The 15,593-nt window shown below is 36.9% G+C and carries 12 protein-coding genes; 1 reads left to right on the top strand and 11 read right to left on the bottom strand.

The genetic code is table 11. The annotated features are described in order from the left end of the window. Window positions 1–7: 7 nt before the first annotated feature. The 6 genes from ID165_RS02555 to ID165_RS02530 form a co-directional block, all read right to left on the bottom strand. On the bottom strand, window positions 8–4,435 hold the full coding sequence (locus ID165_RS02555; RefSeq protein ID WP_192348835.1) for a hypothetical protein: 4,428 nt from the start codon (window positions 4,433–4,435) through the stop codon (window positions 8–10). A gap of 252 nt (window positions 4,436–4,687) precedes the next feature. Continuing rightward, the gene (locus ID165_RS02550; RefSeq protein ID WP_192348834.1) at window positions 4,688–5,233 is read right to left on the bottom strand and encodes a hypothetical protein; all 546 of its coding nucleotides are present in this window, start codon (window positions 5,231–5,233) and stop codon (window positions 4,688–4,690) included. Beyond that, on the bottom strand, window positions 5,193–5,480 hold the full coding sequence (locus tag ID165_RS02545; protein WP_192348833.1) for a hypothetical protein: 288 nt from the start codon (window positions 5,478–5,480) through the stop codon (window positions 5,193–5,195). The genes ID165_RS02550 and ID165_RS02545 overlap by 41 nt, the downstream gene beginning before the upstream one ends. Window positions 5,481–5,723: 243 nt before the next feature. Next, on the bottom strand, window positions 5,724–6,272 hold the full coding sequence (locus ID165_RS02540; RefSeq protein WP_192348832.1) for a hypothetical protein: 549 nt from the start codon (window positions 6,270–6,272) through the stop codon (window positions 5,724–5,726). Window positions 6,273–6,281: 9 nt separating this feature from the next. After that, the gene (locus ID165_RS02535; protein WP_192348831.1) at window positions 6,282–7,475 is read right to left on the bottom strand and encodes an ImmA/IrrE family metallo-endopeptidase; all 1,194 of its coding nucleotides are present in this window, start codon (window positions 7,473–7,475) and stop codon (window positions 6,282–6,284) included. A 135-nt stretch (window positions 7,476–7,610) separates the two neighbouring features. Next, on the bottom strand, window positions 7,611–9,158 hold the full coding sequence (locus ID165_RS02530; RefSeq protein WP_192348830.1) for a reverse transcriptase/maturase family protein: 1,548 nt from the start codon (window positions 9,156–9,158) through the stop codon (window positions 7,611–7,613). Between the two features lie 438 nt (window positions 9,159–9,596). Between ID165_RS02530 and ID165_RS02525 the strand changes: the two genes are divergently transcribed. Then, entirely contained in the window at window positions 9,597–10,781 is a 1,185-nt protein-coding gene (locus ID165_RS02525; protein WP_192348829.1) for a WYL domain-containing protein, read from the top strand. A 36-nt stretch (window positions 10,782–10,817) separates the two neighbouring features. Here ID165_RS02525 and ID165_RS02520 read toward each other — a convergent pair whose 3' ends face one another. From ID165_RS02520 to ID165_RS02500, 5 genes are all read right to left on the bottom strand, one after another. Continuing rightward, on the bottom strand, window positions 10,818–11,675 hold the full coding sequence (locus ID165_RS02520; protein ID WP_192348828.1) for a hypothetical protein: 858 nt from the start codon (window positions 11,673–11,675) through the stop codon (window positions 10,818–10,820). Further along, entirely contained in the window at window positions 11,676–12,404 is a 729-nt protein-coding gene (locus tag ID165_RS02515; protein WP_192348827.1) for a DUF5131 family protein, read from the bottom strand. 2 nt (window positions 12,405–12,406) lie between these two features. After that, complete coding sequence (gene tcmP / locus ID165_RS02510) at window positions 12,407–13,243, bottom strand: three-Cys-motif partner protein TcmP (RefSeq protein ID WP_192348826.1); 837 nt, start codon at window positions 13,241–13,243, stop codon at window positions 12,407–12,409. A gap of 615 nt (window positions 13,244–13,858) precedes the next feature. Beyond that, window positions 13,859–14,713 (bottom strand): hypothetical protein, encoded by an 855-nt coding sequence (locus ID165_RS02505; protein WP_192348825.1) that lies wholly within the window; start codon window positions 14,711–14,713, stop codon window positions 13,859–13,861. 48 nt (window positions 14,714–14,761) lie between these two features. After that, entirely contained in the window at window positions 14,762–15,559 is a 798-nt protein-coding gene (locus ID165_RS02500; protein ID WP_192348824.1) for a hypothetical protein, read from the bottom strand. Window positions 15,560–15,593 lie beyond the last annotated feature (34 nt).

Here is a 15,593-nt window from a genome sequence, read left to right as displayed (position 1 = left end):
CCGTGCCTTAAATTTCATATTCTACAGCCCGATAAAATGGCGCCCATCTTCTAGTTTGTGCCCTTTTGCGGTCCGTATCCCAATTTCCGTCGATAGGGTAATAGTCCCGCTCGCCCCAAATGATCTGGAACAGGGTCAATTCGTTATCCTGGAGATATTTATTTAATAGATCTTTTCTCAGATAAGTAAAAGTTTCCTGGTCAACATATTCAACCTCATAGTTATAGTTGAAGCTGGCCAGTTCGCCATTCCGATCATTAAGATCAGTGATCCCGTAGGGGCTTGACAATTCCAGTTCATCTATTAGGTTTTTACATAGGTAAACCTTGTCCTTATGATAGCGAACAGGTATAAAAACATCAATGGTCTTATCTATTTCGCGTGGCTCCTGTTTAGTGAATTTCTCCTCTTCCAATTCAATATTCAAACGCTTGAATGCATCCTCCAAACTCTCATCTTCATCGGATTCAAGTGCCTTAAACCGGACCATAGGCATAGAAAATCCTGATATATTCGTCCTGGGGTGATCTAAAAAATGTAATTGCTTTATGATCATGTCCCAAAGCTGGTCTGATTCCTTTTCCTTCAATCGCCTACCATTTTCAATCAGAACGATCCTGGTATATTCCCTGTCAATAATTTCAGATTCCAGACTATAGTTCCACTCTGTAAATTCATTATACGGGATGCTATCTGAATCGGGAATCTCGGATTCATGAATGTTATTTGTATAGGGAATGCTGTTATTGGCGCGTCCTAAGTCTGTTTTATCGCTGAAAGCCAGCCTTGCTTCCGCCAAATCTTTATTCCGCACAAAAACAGTGTCTACTTTGAAATAGAACTGCCTTTCCTTAAGCTTTTTATGTTGGTGCACCAATCCGTGCAGTAAAACCCATTTTCCAGTTTTTTCCTGAAAAGCCGTCCTTTCGAGATATTCCGAAACATCAGGTGCGGAAAGATCAGCACACCATTTAGATAAGGAGATATTGGCATCAATAAAATCCCTTACAACAAATCTCGTCGATGGTAAGGGCTCGTCGACATCGCCCGCTTCGCTCGGATCATGTTTAAGTTTAAATGTGCGCAGGTAGCCTATATCATCATAGGATTCCAAATCATTTAGGCCGTCAAGATACCCGCAATATTCAAGAAAGGCGATTTCGATATATTTATCAGCATATCGTTCAGTACTGGCAAATGATTCGCCCCAGTGCTTATATTTAGCAATTTGAATATCAGATTCGCTAAACAGTTCAAATTTATAACCTAACTGGTAGGCGCGCCAACGTAACTTTGCCTGAACAGCAAGGTATTCCGGTGTTGGATTATATTCGTTGCCACGGCCACGAGAGATGTAGGGCATTTTTTCTTTATTGAAATAGTAGTCAATAAGAGCGTTGCCATCCCGATATTCTCCTTCATTGAGATCTTCGGCCTCCTCCCAGATTATGGTGCCTATATCCTTAAAGTTTTTTCTGATGTCCTTAATATCTACCGCTGCTTCAGGGAACTTGCGTGATAATAATTTTAGAATGCTATAAGCGTAGTTTCTGGTGACCAGATGGTTAGTTGCATGAGTTCCTCCTGGACGTAATACCTCTTTTTGGAGAAATACAGAAAGTTTGAGCAAGTCATTTTTATGATTCTCTTTATTTTTTTTGATCAAATAGATACAGGTATTATAAAGAATAACCATCATCCATTCAAATACGGATGGGTCATTTATTTTCGCCGAACCGTAGAATTCGTTGAGAAAAACAGAGGGGAACTTTATCGCGAATTGATATAATACATCACCGGCTTTACCTTTAAGATCTTTATTGGTTGAAGTAAATGTCCATTTAAGATAGTCTGCAACCAGATATATCTTTTCATTTTGCTCCTGAGTAAGCGAAGAAACGGTTTGCAAAGCTTCAAATTCTGTGATCAAATCATCTAAGAAACCCTCTCTTAAATCCCTCAGGTATTCAGACCAGGTTATATCCCTTTCATTTACCTGTAATCCGGCCAGCTTTACCGACCAGAACCTGAAATTAAAAGGATGGTTAGAAACAAAAAGTACGTCTTCACTCAAACCGATCAGCCTGATCAGATTTTTAGAATGGCCAGATAATTTATTAAAATATTCCACCTGTTCAGGTGTGATATATTCTGGCGAAAGTAAAATGGTAGCAGCGATTGATCGTTCAAATAATTTTTTTTCTACCGAAGATTGGGGATGGTCTTTTCCGGGCTTGGCAACAAGATCATGTACAAAGAGGCCTTTCTTGATCGGCAACAAACTACATAAACCATCGGTTATGTCTTCGTGGTTCGGATGCAGTTTATGATAATCATCACCGATCAGCGACTCAACTTGATCACCTTTAAAAAAAGTATCAAAATCTGTAATGGTATCCACCAAGTGTTTGGCTATGAAATAACCAGCCATCAAATCGTATGTTAAAAAAACATGCTCTTCTCCATTGTGCCAGTTACGAATAAACAGCAATTCTTCATCCAACAAAGCCTTGGTAACCGTATCCTTGTAATCGAATTTCGTTTCTCCATCCGCAATAGCCATTAAATCATTCAAAGAGAATGCACGCTGATGTTGTTGCCACAACATGGCAGCGATCTCACTTAAAACTTTTGAAGCCAGCTTTTTATTTGCAGCGGTAGGTGCTATCCTGCCCGCCTTTTGTATTCTTTTAAAAATATTGTCATCGCAGAGACTGACAAAATTATCAAAAATTGAATAGATGGAGTCAAAGCCCAGTGTAACCTGTTTAATTTCCTTTCTTTCGCTATTGACAGATTCACAAAAAAGTTTCAGGTATAAAGGCTTGGTGAACCGTTCCAATGAGAGGAAAGATATGTCTGCTTGTATCTTATACTGGCTGAAGTAATTCCTGACCAGCTTCTTTTTGTCCTCTTGATTTGTAAAACCATATAGTGAATGAAACCTCTCGTCATCGTGCTTTACATCTCCCCATATCGCATCTTTATAGGAAGTTCGGCAAGTGGTCAATAGTACCAAATTTTTTCGATGCAGGAAATCAGCTTCCATTTGTGGCAGGTCCAAGTTAAGCCTTTCATTTAGAAATCCTTGCGCATTGATGGCTTCATTTAATCCATCAATAACTATAGGGATGCGTTTGTTATGAATTTTTCCAAGTTCATTTAGGCAATCCAATAAATCATTAAAAGTGTAATCCGATTTGATGTCAAGCATCATTAATATCTGGTCACTTAAAGGATTAGGCCCAGTAAATTGAACTGCAGGGATGTAAATAGCGGGAATTTTTGATGATAGGTATTCCTTAACTAATGCTACAGAGAAGTTTGTTTTTCCGTCGCCGCCATTTCCCAAATAATGAGCAGAACGCCATTCAACAGGTATTCTGCTATGTGAAACATAATATTTAAGTTCTTCGATAAATTCTTTATAAACACTTTCTACCGGCCATACCTTTTTTGATTGCTCTGAATTACTTTTCTTTTGATCTTCTGTAAGTTCGGAGGTATTATTTTGCTGCCAGTTCCTGCGGAAATCTTCAAGGCCATTTTTTATAGATTCAAAATATGCGATCTCATTTTCATATTCGTCTCCGACCAGCTTTTCAAAATTATTAGGTGTGATATTCTCTAATCGGGCTTTAAGCAATGGCAATAGGTTTTCGGCCTTGAGATTAAATTCGGTGTAGCGATTGACATACTCCAACATTAGCGGTTTCCAAAGTTCTGTCGTGTAATGCAAGCTTTCCAGTTTTCCCTTTGCATCCCCAAGCAGTTCTTCCAACTTTTTAGGATAGTAAGCAATCCTCTTTTCGACGAATTTGTCAGTACAAAGAATAGGATTTACGTAATAATACTCAAACTCTGAGTTAGGTACGTACAAGAGGTCGTCAAACTTGTTCTTTACGATACTAAACGATTTGTCAAATGCTTTTTCAAACCAATCGGTTGATAACTCCAACTGATTAAAAAAAGATTGTTTTATTCCATTAAAAGCTGGTCGATTTATTTTTTCATGCAAAAAGCTTTGATTCCATACTTCTATTCGCGCGGGATGACCATTTGGAATGTGACTTTTAAGATCTGTGTTTTTCCAGATTTCTTCTTCCGGGGTTAGATCCGTGGTTAAACATAAAAACCATATTTCCATCTTAGGATGCTTGTTTACCGCACGTTCCAGTGATGAAATGATTGCGGCTTTTCTGCCGCTGACGCTTAACCTTACCGAACCTTCATAATATTTTGCCTGCCAACCCCACTCATTTCCATCAGGCATGGTTAAATAAAATTCAACTCCATCCCCGCCACCGCTATCGTCGACAGGAGTGAACGTGCCTTTCCCTGTATAAAGTCTTGAAGCAATCTGATAACAAAGCTGCTCGAAACTCTTGGATTTAGTTGTTTTATAAGGTTGTAGCTTGTTCCAATCTATGATCATCAGTTATTGCATTATTTTGGGTAAAACACAAATATTCTTTATTATTTGACCGTTCAATTCTAATATTGAATTTAGAATTTAAGGAATTCCATAACTCTGAATTTCGTTCGTCTATAAATTGATTTATGTTGTTCATAATGTCGTTCTAGGATTACCTCTAACAACATATTATATGAAGCGTAGCCTGCCGATAGACGGCTACGGTTTCATATACAGCGATATAGACTTTTAGTTTTTTATTTCTCATATCCCTCAACTTCTAGAAATTACTGATTTAATTCTCTCTTTTATAGCTGTTGATAAATTGTATAAATTCTCAAGCCTTTCTTGATTACGTTGAACGGCTCTCGCTCTTGTTCTTTTCTCTGATGCAAGTTCAAATAATCTAATTGACTCCCTTGCTTTATCTGAATTATTATTAACTGAAATAGTTACATTGAGCAAACCATAACTGAATTTATAATGATCACTATGATTATCATTATAAGGATGAACTATTTTAAAGTCTATTAGATTATAGTTATGGCTTATAGTTCTTACAGAGTCATAGTCGTGTTTCATTGAAGATGAATTACATAACTGACAAACCTTTGCTAAGTTATTAGAAGTATATGAAAATTGAGGATATAAGCCTGCACCTTTCGGAGCTATATGTTCAATTTCACCTCTACCAGTTCTATCATATAGTAAACCACAATAGCAGCATTTCTCATTTTGTTCTGTATCAAAATGAGTGTTTAAACTAATTTTTAAAGCTTTAATACAATTTGATTGACTTCCCCCACATTCTATCTTCAAACCATTCCTTAGACTTTGAAGGTTGATCAACTGCTTCAGATAAAGCGTCTACTTCTAATGGTGTGAGTTCATATTTGCTATGCAGATATTCAGCAAATTCATCTTCTTCGACAAGAAGTATATAATCTTTGCCTTTCATTTGAATTTCCTGCTTTATTTGAGCAAACCAATTGGTCTTGAACTCATGGAATGATATTTCGTTGAATGATTTTATCATATTAATCAATTGCGGCTTATGCTTAGCCATAATAATTGGAGATAAACAAGCACTTTCTTATCAAACTTATCATAGCCACACTTTAATTCAAACTTATCAATTATAGCGGACTTCCCAATCCATACGAAAATATCTTGTCCCCCCCTTTTTAGGTGTAGTCAAATAATTGTGAGACTGGGTGCAGTCTGAAATTCTACTTTAACCCCATCCCTCCTTCTCCTTTGAGGAGTCTAAATTAAAATCAATTAAGTGAAAAATACGGCTCCCAATTATCTAATCCTCCACCAATTTCAACATCGCATTTGCAATACCTCTTGTGGAGTCATCATATTCCTCATGAGGGTATTTGTGTTTTTCATTCAGCAGGTAAAATTGCCTATATAGCTCAAAAGGATTCTGTGACCCTCCTACCCAGGCGATAATAATATCCAGTATCTCATTCATCACGGGCTGGAAGGTCATCCGCCCATCTGATCCCCGCACACCGTTGTTGTCGCTTTTGCGTTTTCCCAAATTCAAGAAGATATTTTTCTCGTCATAGATGATATCACGCATCTGCTTATAGTCCTCACCTTTGGGTAAATGATCCATCAGCAATTTTCGGATTCCTTTGTAATAAATGCTGTATTTCTCCTCCGGACTTTCCAGTTGCTTACTTACCAGCTGACGGAGTTCATCGATCTCTTTTAATGCCCCGGTATCGTCCGAGATCGTGAGTTGCTTGCCCTTTCTTTCGTGAGCACGCTGCAACAATTGAAGACGCTCAATATCGGCTTCACTTAACTCCTGTTCCTTTTTTGATTTCTTATTATTCTCTTCCATAACATTGGGTTAGTTAATCTCAAACACTGCTTTAATCTTTTCACTTACCTCCTTGATATTATTCTCATTCCAGGACACGGGATTGAGTTTGCTGACGGCAGTCTTGCAATTCGGATAAAACTCCTTGAATGCGGCATAAAAATTCTTCCCATAAAGCTCCTTCTGATACCATGTAAAAAAGGAGTAAACCAAAGAAGGATGGATTTCATTTTCCTTCGCGAATCTATCCACTACATAGGGGCTATTGATGAAGCTTTTGATATACTGAAAGCTTTCTATTGGCATGAAAAAATCCCTAGCAAAACCATTTGCCTTCTCCTCTATAAGGAATAAATCTTCATCATCTGACAAATGGTAGCGGTTGGAAGCCACCGTATCGTAATCAAACAACACATGGTGAAGTTCATGCATAAGGGTAAACCAGAGAGTTGGGTATTTCTTCAAGTAATCGGTGATTACGATGCATGGCTTATTATTGATAATGAACGTGGCACCACGGACATGAGTGGTTTCGAGATAATCTTGAAAGATCACGGTGACTCCTATATTATATAGGGCTTTGCAAACTGTATGAAGGCCATTGGTTACATCCTGAGAGTAGGGCTTCATATTCACAATGGTATCCTTCAGACGCTCGCGGTCGTAGGGATTAGGATTGTTGATCAGCTTGAAAGTCTGGTAGGCCGAACGAACCCAAAAGTCTTTCATCTTATCTGAAAACTGCCTGACAGACCTGCTGTACAGTGGCTCAACCAGTTGATTTTCAAATTCTTTGATAGAATTATAACCAAAATAAGTCAAAGCCTTGACGACCATTTCATCTATATCATCGTCCCCATCAAAAAAGCCTCTTTTCGTCAATGCTTTGACATCAAAGTTCTTCATCAGGAACTTGAGCTTTCTGGCGCGGTCGATAGAAGCGATATTTTCAGGATTCTGGTTTTTCAGAATCATTTTGACAAACTCATGAACATCGATGTCCAGGAATTCGGCGACTTTGACCACATGGATTAGGTTGGGCTGCTTTGCAGTGCCTTCAAGAATCTCATCAAAAACGTCTTTATCAATATTGAGGAGCTTTAGCGCCTTGGTCTTGCTGACGCCATATTCCCCAAGCTTCTCCTCGAACCGTTCCTTAACGTCGAATTCGTCACCGTCATTAAAGATTTCCTGTAGAAGCTTATCAACGTCTATATTTTTCATAAGAGAGAAATTACCCTTCAAATATAACAATAATCGAGTAATTACACGAAAAATGAGGGTAAATACCCTCATTTTTCGTGTGTTTGGTATTGGCAAGTACTCATCCTTATGAATGCCACCTTCAGCGCAGAAAAATCATGAAGTCAGCATTCTATTTTTTAAAGTGGAATTGAAAATCCTTCGATGATTTCTCAGTTGATTAGCAATTGCCGGTTCACCCATAATCCTTGATGCTCTTTTTACATAGGAAAAATAGTTACCCTTCATCGGTTTGGGAATCACTTTGGATTTATAAACGTATTCGCCAAATCTATTTTTTGTAAGAGAAATTCTTCTTGTTCTGACTTGATATCGCTCCAGATCGGAATTTGAATATATGCGGTACAGTTGTCTGAAAAAAACCGCTGGTTTTTTACCAATCTGATCTGGCTCCAATTTGGCAGAAACCTTTGCTTTCCTTTTTATTAAGACCTTCATTCTTCTATAAAATTTAGAAAGGTTCTTTGCCGCTATTAAAGTCCTATCTCCATAGAAATCAAATCCTAAATAATTCAGTGGATAATCATCTGAAAAACCACCTCCTTTAGTTTTAAGCGACCCTTTCAACAAACCATTCTCCTTTCTGGAAAAATGAAACACTTCTGTTTTATCCTCGCTTATTTTAATGAAATATTTTGAAATTAAACTCATTACAAGCTCTTCAACCTTTGATTCATATTGACAATCCGTTACTATTATTATGTCATCTGAATACCTGCGATAAAATCCTCCTAATCCCTTAACTACCTCTTGGATCACATTTTGGTCAAATTCTAACAAATAAAGATTAGCTAGAACTGAGGAAATAGGAAGACCTTGTGGTATCCCAATCCTTTTTTTCCTATCCTTGGACCGAAAGGGATTTTTAAAAATTTTCACTTCCCCTTCTTTCACCGCATTTCTGAATTCTTCATGTGATCCAAAATAGCTTTCAATCCCATGCTTTCGAATTTGGCTTAACTTTCTTTCATCAAACCCACTTCTGCTGCCAAATCTTTTTTTGCTCTTTCGAAGGTCATCCTTTAAAATATAGGAAAAGTTTGTTGCCGCTCGGAAAACTTTGTAATGGTCTAATGGTAATGATTCCCTTCCTATAATTTTTGCCCATGCAATTTTTAGGTATTGATGGTCTATGGAGCTAAAAAATTTTTCTAGATCAAATTTCAATACCGCACAGGATCCTTTCAATAGAGCCTTCTTTTTAATTTCAGTAAAAACTTCATGTGCAAAATGAATCGTACTTTTCCCTCGTCCTGGATCCTCAGGATTATAGATTTTTCGATATGCAGTAATGGCTTCAGAAAGATCTGGATCTTCTTGCAAGACATTTTCATACTGAATCTGTAGTTTCTGGGCATAATAGCCAAAAATCAAACTGTCTATATGAGTTGCAAAATGTAGCGGCCTTTTCTTTGCTGTTGGGCCTTTAACAGGATCTACATGCGACCTTTGCCCATCTGGCCTACATTTCTTGTACCGCCTTTCTTTGATAACAGCATGCAAAAGTGGGAAAAAACCATGTTTACTCACAAATTTAGGATTTGTGATTTTTGACAAATATTCCTTCTCTTTCCCTATAACATCCAACTTGGGAGTGAGGTGGTAATATCCACGCTTCTTAAGCCATAGGGAATTGTCTATCATATTTTAGTATAAAAATCCTTGCGGGGACGGCGTACCAGAACTCCAATAATCATACTCTCCATAAGGAGTGGGATCAGCGCCCAAATTCTTGAGCCACGCTGCATTTCAATTATGTTATTAAGAAAACTAAGAAACTCATGAAACCATTAAAGGTCTATAAGCCAATAAGCTATCTATTTGTATGGACATTAGCTCTGTACCTTGATCCAGCAAGTACACTATGGTACATTATCTGCTCTACTCCCTCAATGGGATTTAGAAAGAAAATCTGTATATTCAGGAACTATTTATTAAGCAATTACCAACCGATGCCACTTTTGGCAAAGTCACCTCTTTTTAAAGAGACGTACGATCCCAGCCAAACGACTATTATCTGCTTTTCCCCGCAAGGACAGGAATTTATAATTTTTACCCCAATAAGCCTAATTTTCTGATAATATGACCACACTTTCAATTGGAGATACTGTTGCCTTCAAGTCTCATCCTTACAACTCAACTTCTGAGGGGAGACTGGTTAAATCAGAGATAATTGGTGAACATCTTATGACACCACCCCTAATGGTCGTTATTGAGACCTTGTATCACCTCAAAGGAAGTTATGATGACAAGTCTGGGAATGAGATTTTGCCTAAGAAAAGCCATAGTGTAAAATGCCTATGGTATAATTCTAGTCTTCATCAATTTGAAGAAACTTGGCTGCAACAAAATGAGCTTAAAAAGGTGATCTGCGATTACAATGAAATCAACATCACGTCAGAAGAATTTAAAGATTGGAAAGATCTAAAATACCAACTTGTATCTCTCAGAACCATAAAGCAAGAACTGGAAAAAGAAAAGAGGTCGGCAAGAAAAGAAGGTTCAACCAAAAAAGACCAAATAACACACTATCTCGAATTTGTTAGTCCTGTTATGGAATTGCTCGAAATAAAGAAGTATGAAATAAAGGAGGCACAATTTGACCCCAAAAACGGTGAACGAAAAAAGGGATTCCCTAAGTTTATAGCAAAGTGTAAATGGTACAATCCAAAAGGAAGTAAATATTCTGAGAGGTTTCTCCCTTTAGAGGCACTTAATATTATCCCTGAGATTAAATCCGATACACTTGATTCTATTTCCAAAATAATAGAAGAGGAGAATTACATTTATGACGTGAAAATTGTTAATGAAATTGAAAGGAAATATTTATTCAAGCCTACATTACTTCATAAATCAGGATACTATTATCTCTCTGGCTATAATATTTTAACTAATAAAGAAGGCTCAATTCAATTAGAGAACAAAGAATATGCAAATGCAGCAAATATTTTTGGAGAGACTTGGCCCAAATTTAATGATGAAAGAAAACTTATCTCAAAAGAAGATTTTATAAATGTTAATTTAAAAATAACTGAAGAGACATTTTGGCTAATAAAATATGAAAATTATCACGGCGAAGTTACTACAAGAACGATAACCCCTAAAACAATTAATGAAGATCAGATAGCAAATGGAGACGAAACATCTATTATCAACTATTTGACCGCCTACTGTCATCTTAGAACTGCTGAAAGACATTTTAGATTTGATAGAATCAGGTCAATACAAGTGATTCAAATTCCTGAAAGTCCCAAATCCCCTTCTTAAAAGTTATCGCAATAAGGAGATTTAGGTTTTGGCCGTTCATTCTGGGTCCAAATTAGTCCAATCATTTAATAATGATTGCCAAGCATCTGTATTATGAAGGTTTCTCAAATCTTTAATGCATTCATTGTCTATAACTTTTTGTTGATTTTCAGATGGACTGGCTAAATTATTTATCTCTTTAATCCTTCCAGGGAAGAAGCCTAAGAATTCTTGATCATAAATATATTGTGGTACTGTTATATAACCATTAGTGGGATGAATTTTCGTTCCAATAAAATTTTGGTCAAGCCCCCCTACGACAAATCCAAATAATATAAATTTTAAAAACTTAGTATAAACAAAAGTGTAAGTTCCCTCTGGATTTGAAACTATAGTTGAATCTATGCATCTTGACATATAGTAATCAACCCCCTTTAACGATAAATCGTGATACATAATCCGATCAGTTAGAAGGATGTGAATACCATTGAAGTTATAGGGGAATGAGTAATTTGACAAAAAATTTCTCCATTCAAGTTCTACCTTTAGTAATTTTCCAAAATAAGGTTTGTCATTATAAACTCCACTTTTAGTCTCTCGAAGAAGCACTCTCCACAGGACAGAGGTAACAAAGTAGAACAGATTATCATCATATCCAATTCTCTTAATCCCATCATTTTGATAAGGTTTAAAAACGTTCTCTGCAAACCATCTTTCAGACTTAGAAAACTTGGCTTCTGCCTCCTTTGACAAAAGATACATTTTATCCCCATCTTGAAGCCTAGAGTTAGGTTTAGAAAGCCTCCTAATATAATTGGAGCCTGTTTTCCTAAAATATTTGAATACAAACTTTGGAATTATATGACTCTCAACAAGAATTGAGTTTGTGCCATAAAGAGCGCACGTTCCTTCCATCTAAATAAACCTTTCCAATTCTACCTCAGGCATCTCATCATAAGTTTGCCCATTTAGCTCCCTTCCAGCCTTCTTCTTGTTTTTACCTCCCCATTGTTTGAAAAAGAATGCCACTTTTGACTTCTCGCATTGTTCTTGAATATCCAGCACCCAATCAGGATCCATAGGCCTGGCTTTATGTCCGCTCTCACCTCCTACGATCACCCAGTCGATACCATGGAGATTTAGGTTAGGCAGAGGCCCTATTAGAGGCTCAAGAGACAAGAATTTTACTCTGGCTCCAGTAGTTCTTAAAAAATCAATTCTGTTAACTACCCGCTGATCTTCTACTGACACTCCCATCCAAATATTATGAGACCAGGTAAGTTGCTCATGGATTTCCGCCAATCTATCAGCGCGCTTAGTAAGTACCTGAAAAACATGCTGACCATTTTCATTCATTACCTTGAACACACGCTGTATAAATTCCAGCGGCACGTCTGTGTGGAAAAGATCAGACATGGAATTGACGAAGACGACTTTGGACTTTCTCCAAGTATAGGGAATATTCAAAGTGTTTTCATGAATACGTACTTTCTTAAAGCCATCTTTGTACTTCTCCACTCCCATGGCCTTCAGCCTCTTGGTCATCACCTCTGCATAGCAAAATTTACATCCAGCAGATATCTTAGTACAGCCAGTGACCGGATTCCAGGTAAGTTCGGTCCATTCAATTGATGTTTGTGCCATAATTAAAATAATTCAAATTGATCGTTATTCCCCTTTCTTACTTTTTCGAAGAATTCTAAACCTCTATCATGTTTAGAATAAAAAGATAAGTAATAGATTCCACTTCCCTGATTGTTCGTAATTCTCTCCTTTATCATGGCTGCCTTATAGCCTAGCTTTCTGATATTTTCATCGAATTCATCAGAAAGGAACTTAAGGAATTTGCTTTTAGCGACCTGTTCCTCAGTAATTCTCGTTCTCCAATTCGGACTTCCGAAAAAAAGATCCAATTTGGGATTATTATCCTTAATATAATGCCCCATATTCCGAATCCCATCCATTTGTAGCGCATGTAAAACTAAGATATCTACTTGCTGACACGAAAGTTTTTTAATTGTATCGAAATGCAAATTCAATGAAAATGGATCAATGAAGGCAAAAAAAAGAGGTTTTGAAAGCTTCAAATAAGCTGGCAATTCATCAAAAATTTTGTCGACTACCTTATTCGCATCTTCATTGTATATCTTATAAGATTTATCTGAATGAAGCCTATCAATTCTAGTTTGTAGGGAACTTGCAGCACTTGAAGAATGATCATTCAGAACATAATGATGGAATGAATTGGGTAATGACATTGCTAAAAGTGCTGAATTTTTCAGAAGGGTTGGAGATTCCTTTATTTTCACAATTCCAGGGCCAGAAAACAGATCTATGTAAACCAAATCCCATTTATTTTTCATTCCAGAAGTGAAAATATCACAATACTTACCAACCAATTTATATTTCTTTTGAGCCCAATTTCCAACTTCCATAACTTCTAGGCCATCATTCTCAACGTATTGAATCGGATTAAATTTCATAACATAGTTTTAATACTACCCCACTCGCTGTCTCATAAGTAGGTTTTCTAATTGGTCTGAGCGAAGCCGTAGACTTTTACCTGCTAATTAAGTCCATTTATATTTCACTCAATGCTAGAATCATAAGATATGAGACAGCTTCCCCCCCTGGGCGTAGTTTCTTTTCAGTACCTCTGAAGTTCAATTGGACGCTGGGTGAAGTTTGTAACTTCACCCTCATATCCTTACCAATTTGCAATTGGCTTATTTACCTCACCCCTCCCTCTCCTTAAAGAGAGGGCGATTGGCTCTGCTATCATTTTACTATCTGATCAGAATTAAGTGGTTTCCGGATTTACGCCCGGAAGGGTGATAAAAGTTGGCTGCTCTACCTCATCCCATCCTTCTCCTCTAGGAGAAGGCGCTTGGCTCTACTCCAGATGGGACATGGATAAGAAGTTGGCTGGTCGTTCTCAAAGACTAATAGGCTCCAGCAAGAAACGGAAAAAAATTATACCAGCACATACCCTGTACAGGGTATTTTTCAGGAAAATGGGAGGAAATTTTAAGATTTTAGGCTGAATAGCCAAAGAATTGGTTGGCTTGTGGGAGATCGTTGGATGGAATGCAAATTAGTTACGTGATTATATTTCTAATATCCTCCCTCGATGATCCATTGTAAAGGGAGTTAATTCTAAGAGAAATCACTTTTAGTTTCTTCAGACTAAGCTTGCTCTTTAGGACAGTTCGCCACTTAGCATACCTCAGATTTTTCTTGCTTGTAAGAAAAATCCCCAGCCGAATAAATAATAGCTCAAGGTTCATGTAAAGCGCAACGCAGTAAGCAAACGGAATAAAGCTTATTGATAAGATGATTGGCAGAAGAAAGGATTCGAGGTTTGGAATGGTAGCGAAACCTCTGAAATCAGCCACTATGTGTTGAAGTGAAATTCCAAGCATGACCAATCCGAAAATAACAAAAGCCCAATCAACTAATGACTTTACTTTCTGTGTTTGCTCCTCCCTGCCAGCAACTACTTGGATCATAGTAAGGACGACAATAACTGGTAGGAGTATTAGTTCAGTTATGAATTCAAATTGATAAAGATTCACAACGAACTCTAGGATCAAAACTAATTTTAAACTATCACGAAGAAGGTTCTTGAAAAAGTCCCTTTCTTTATCTGCTTTGGTAAGACTGATTATAATTAGAACTCCCGAACCTATGAACCAGTAAATGGAGTCTTTTAAAAGTGAAAAGTCCCAAAAGTGAAGTTGGTAAAGAAGATAGATTATAAAACTGGAATACAGAAATGCTAATAAGATAACAAACAGAATACGGGAAGCGAAGAAGGCTTTTACCACATTAACAGATGAAATTCGAGTTTCCCCATTAAATTGAAGGCCTAGGACAATTAATAATATCCAAATTATAGCAGCTAGTTCTCTGTTGCTAAATATAATTTGAAGTTCATGAATGTTAAAGGTCAATGTAAATTATGGCAGGTTTTAGTGATATTGAAAATGACTTGCAAATATTTATAAATCATCTCTATTTCTTGATGCTTTACTATTTCTAATAGCTTCCTCAATTTCTGACTTTGACCTAAAATCGCCTGCGATATTAATAACAGTAGGCAATGTTGGAAGCCTCAAATCAAAATGTCTTTTTTCTTCAAATTTGAAATAACTAAAATGAGTTATATTGGTTAATCTATGATCAATATCTTCTTTATAAACTGGACTTGTAAGTAAAAAACCAAATGGTGGGAATGCGATCTCTGTGATCATTATAGGTTTTGGACCTTTTTTGAAATTACCGATGTAGGATTCAGAGATATATCTTAAATTTTCATCTATTTTGAAATAGGCCCAAATTTTATATTCGTCTGGCAATGGGTAACACCTCTTATCCAAAACAAACTTAACTAACTTTGGATGCCTCTTTCTGAAATCCGAATCATTTATAGCAAAAAACATCGTTATTATCTGTTTAGCAATCTTTAGAGGATATAATTCATTTGGGATAAAAAGTGAGGTTTTCCCTTTAGCTCTTTTTAAAATATCCATGCTATAATGGCACCAATCCGAGAATGAACCTGCATACCACCCTCCAGTATTATTATTACATTTGCCACATATCGTTGAGAATTTCACACCGCCTTGGTAAATTCTCTTGGTATTGGGAAGTATAAGAGGATTCTCTGCCCACTGATTATCTGAATATAGATATTGTGTCCATCTACCTTTATTAAATGCACTTCTAGGAGGAACGTGCTCCTTGCTTAATTCTTTATAATCACCACATATATTGCAAATCCCCATTTTACCGCTCATCTTTCCCCCTTTCTACAAAGATTCGTATGGTAAC

Origin of the sequence: Algoriphagus sp. Y33 (assembly GCF_014838715.1) — a bacterium.
In the GTDB taxonomy this organism is placed as follows: Bacteria; Bacteroidota; Bacteroidia; order Cytophagales; family Cyclobacteriaceae; genus Algoriphagus.
The sequence above is the reverse complement of the archived record's forward strand: the minus strand, read 5'-3'. Positions and strand labels throughout refer to the sequence as shown.

Excerpts from the sequence above, each read along its gene's own strand:
- ID165_RS02520 (WP_192348828.1), bottom strand. The coding sequence starts at position 11,675 with ATGGAAGGAACGTGCGCTCTTTATGGCACAAACTCAATTCTTGTTGAG.
- ID165_RS02555 (WP_192348835.1), bottom strand. The coding sequence starts at position 4,435 with ATGATCATAGATTGGAACAAGCTACAACCTTATAAAACAACTAAATCC.
- tcmP (WP_192348826.1), bottom strand. The coding sequence starts at position 13,243 with ATGAAATTTAATCCGATTCAATACGTTGAGAATGATGGCCTAGAAGTT.
- ID165_RS02515 (WP_192348827.1), bottom strand. The coding sequence starts at position 12,404 with ATGGCACAAACATCAATTGAATGGACCGAACTTACCTGGAATCCGGTC.
- ID165_RS02525 (WP_192348829.1), top strand. The coding sequence starts at position 9,597 with ATGACCACACTTTCAATTGGAGATACTGTTGCCTTCAAGTCTCATCCT.
- ID165_RS02530 (WP_192348830.1), bottom strand. The coding sequence starts at position 9,158 with ATGATAGACAATTCCCTATGGCTTAAGAAGCGTGGATATTACCACCTC.
- ID165_RS02500 (WP_192348824.1), bottom strand. The coding sequence starts at position 15,559 with ATGAGCGGTAAAATGGGGATTTGCAATATATGTGGTGATTATAAAGAA.
- ID165_RS02545 (WP_192348833.1), bottom strand. The coding sequence starts at position 5,480 with ATGGCTAAGCATAAGCCGCAATTGATTAATATGATAAAATCATTCAAC.
- ID165_RS02540 (WP_192348832.1), bottom strand. The coding sequence starts at position 6,272 with ATGGAAGAGAATAATAAGAAATCAAAAAAGGAACAGGAGTTAAGTGAA.
- ID165_RS02535 (WP_192348831.1), bottom strand. The coding sequence starts at position 7,475 with ATGAAAAATATAGACGTTGATAAGCTTCTACAGGAAATCTTTAATGAC.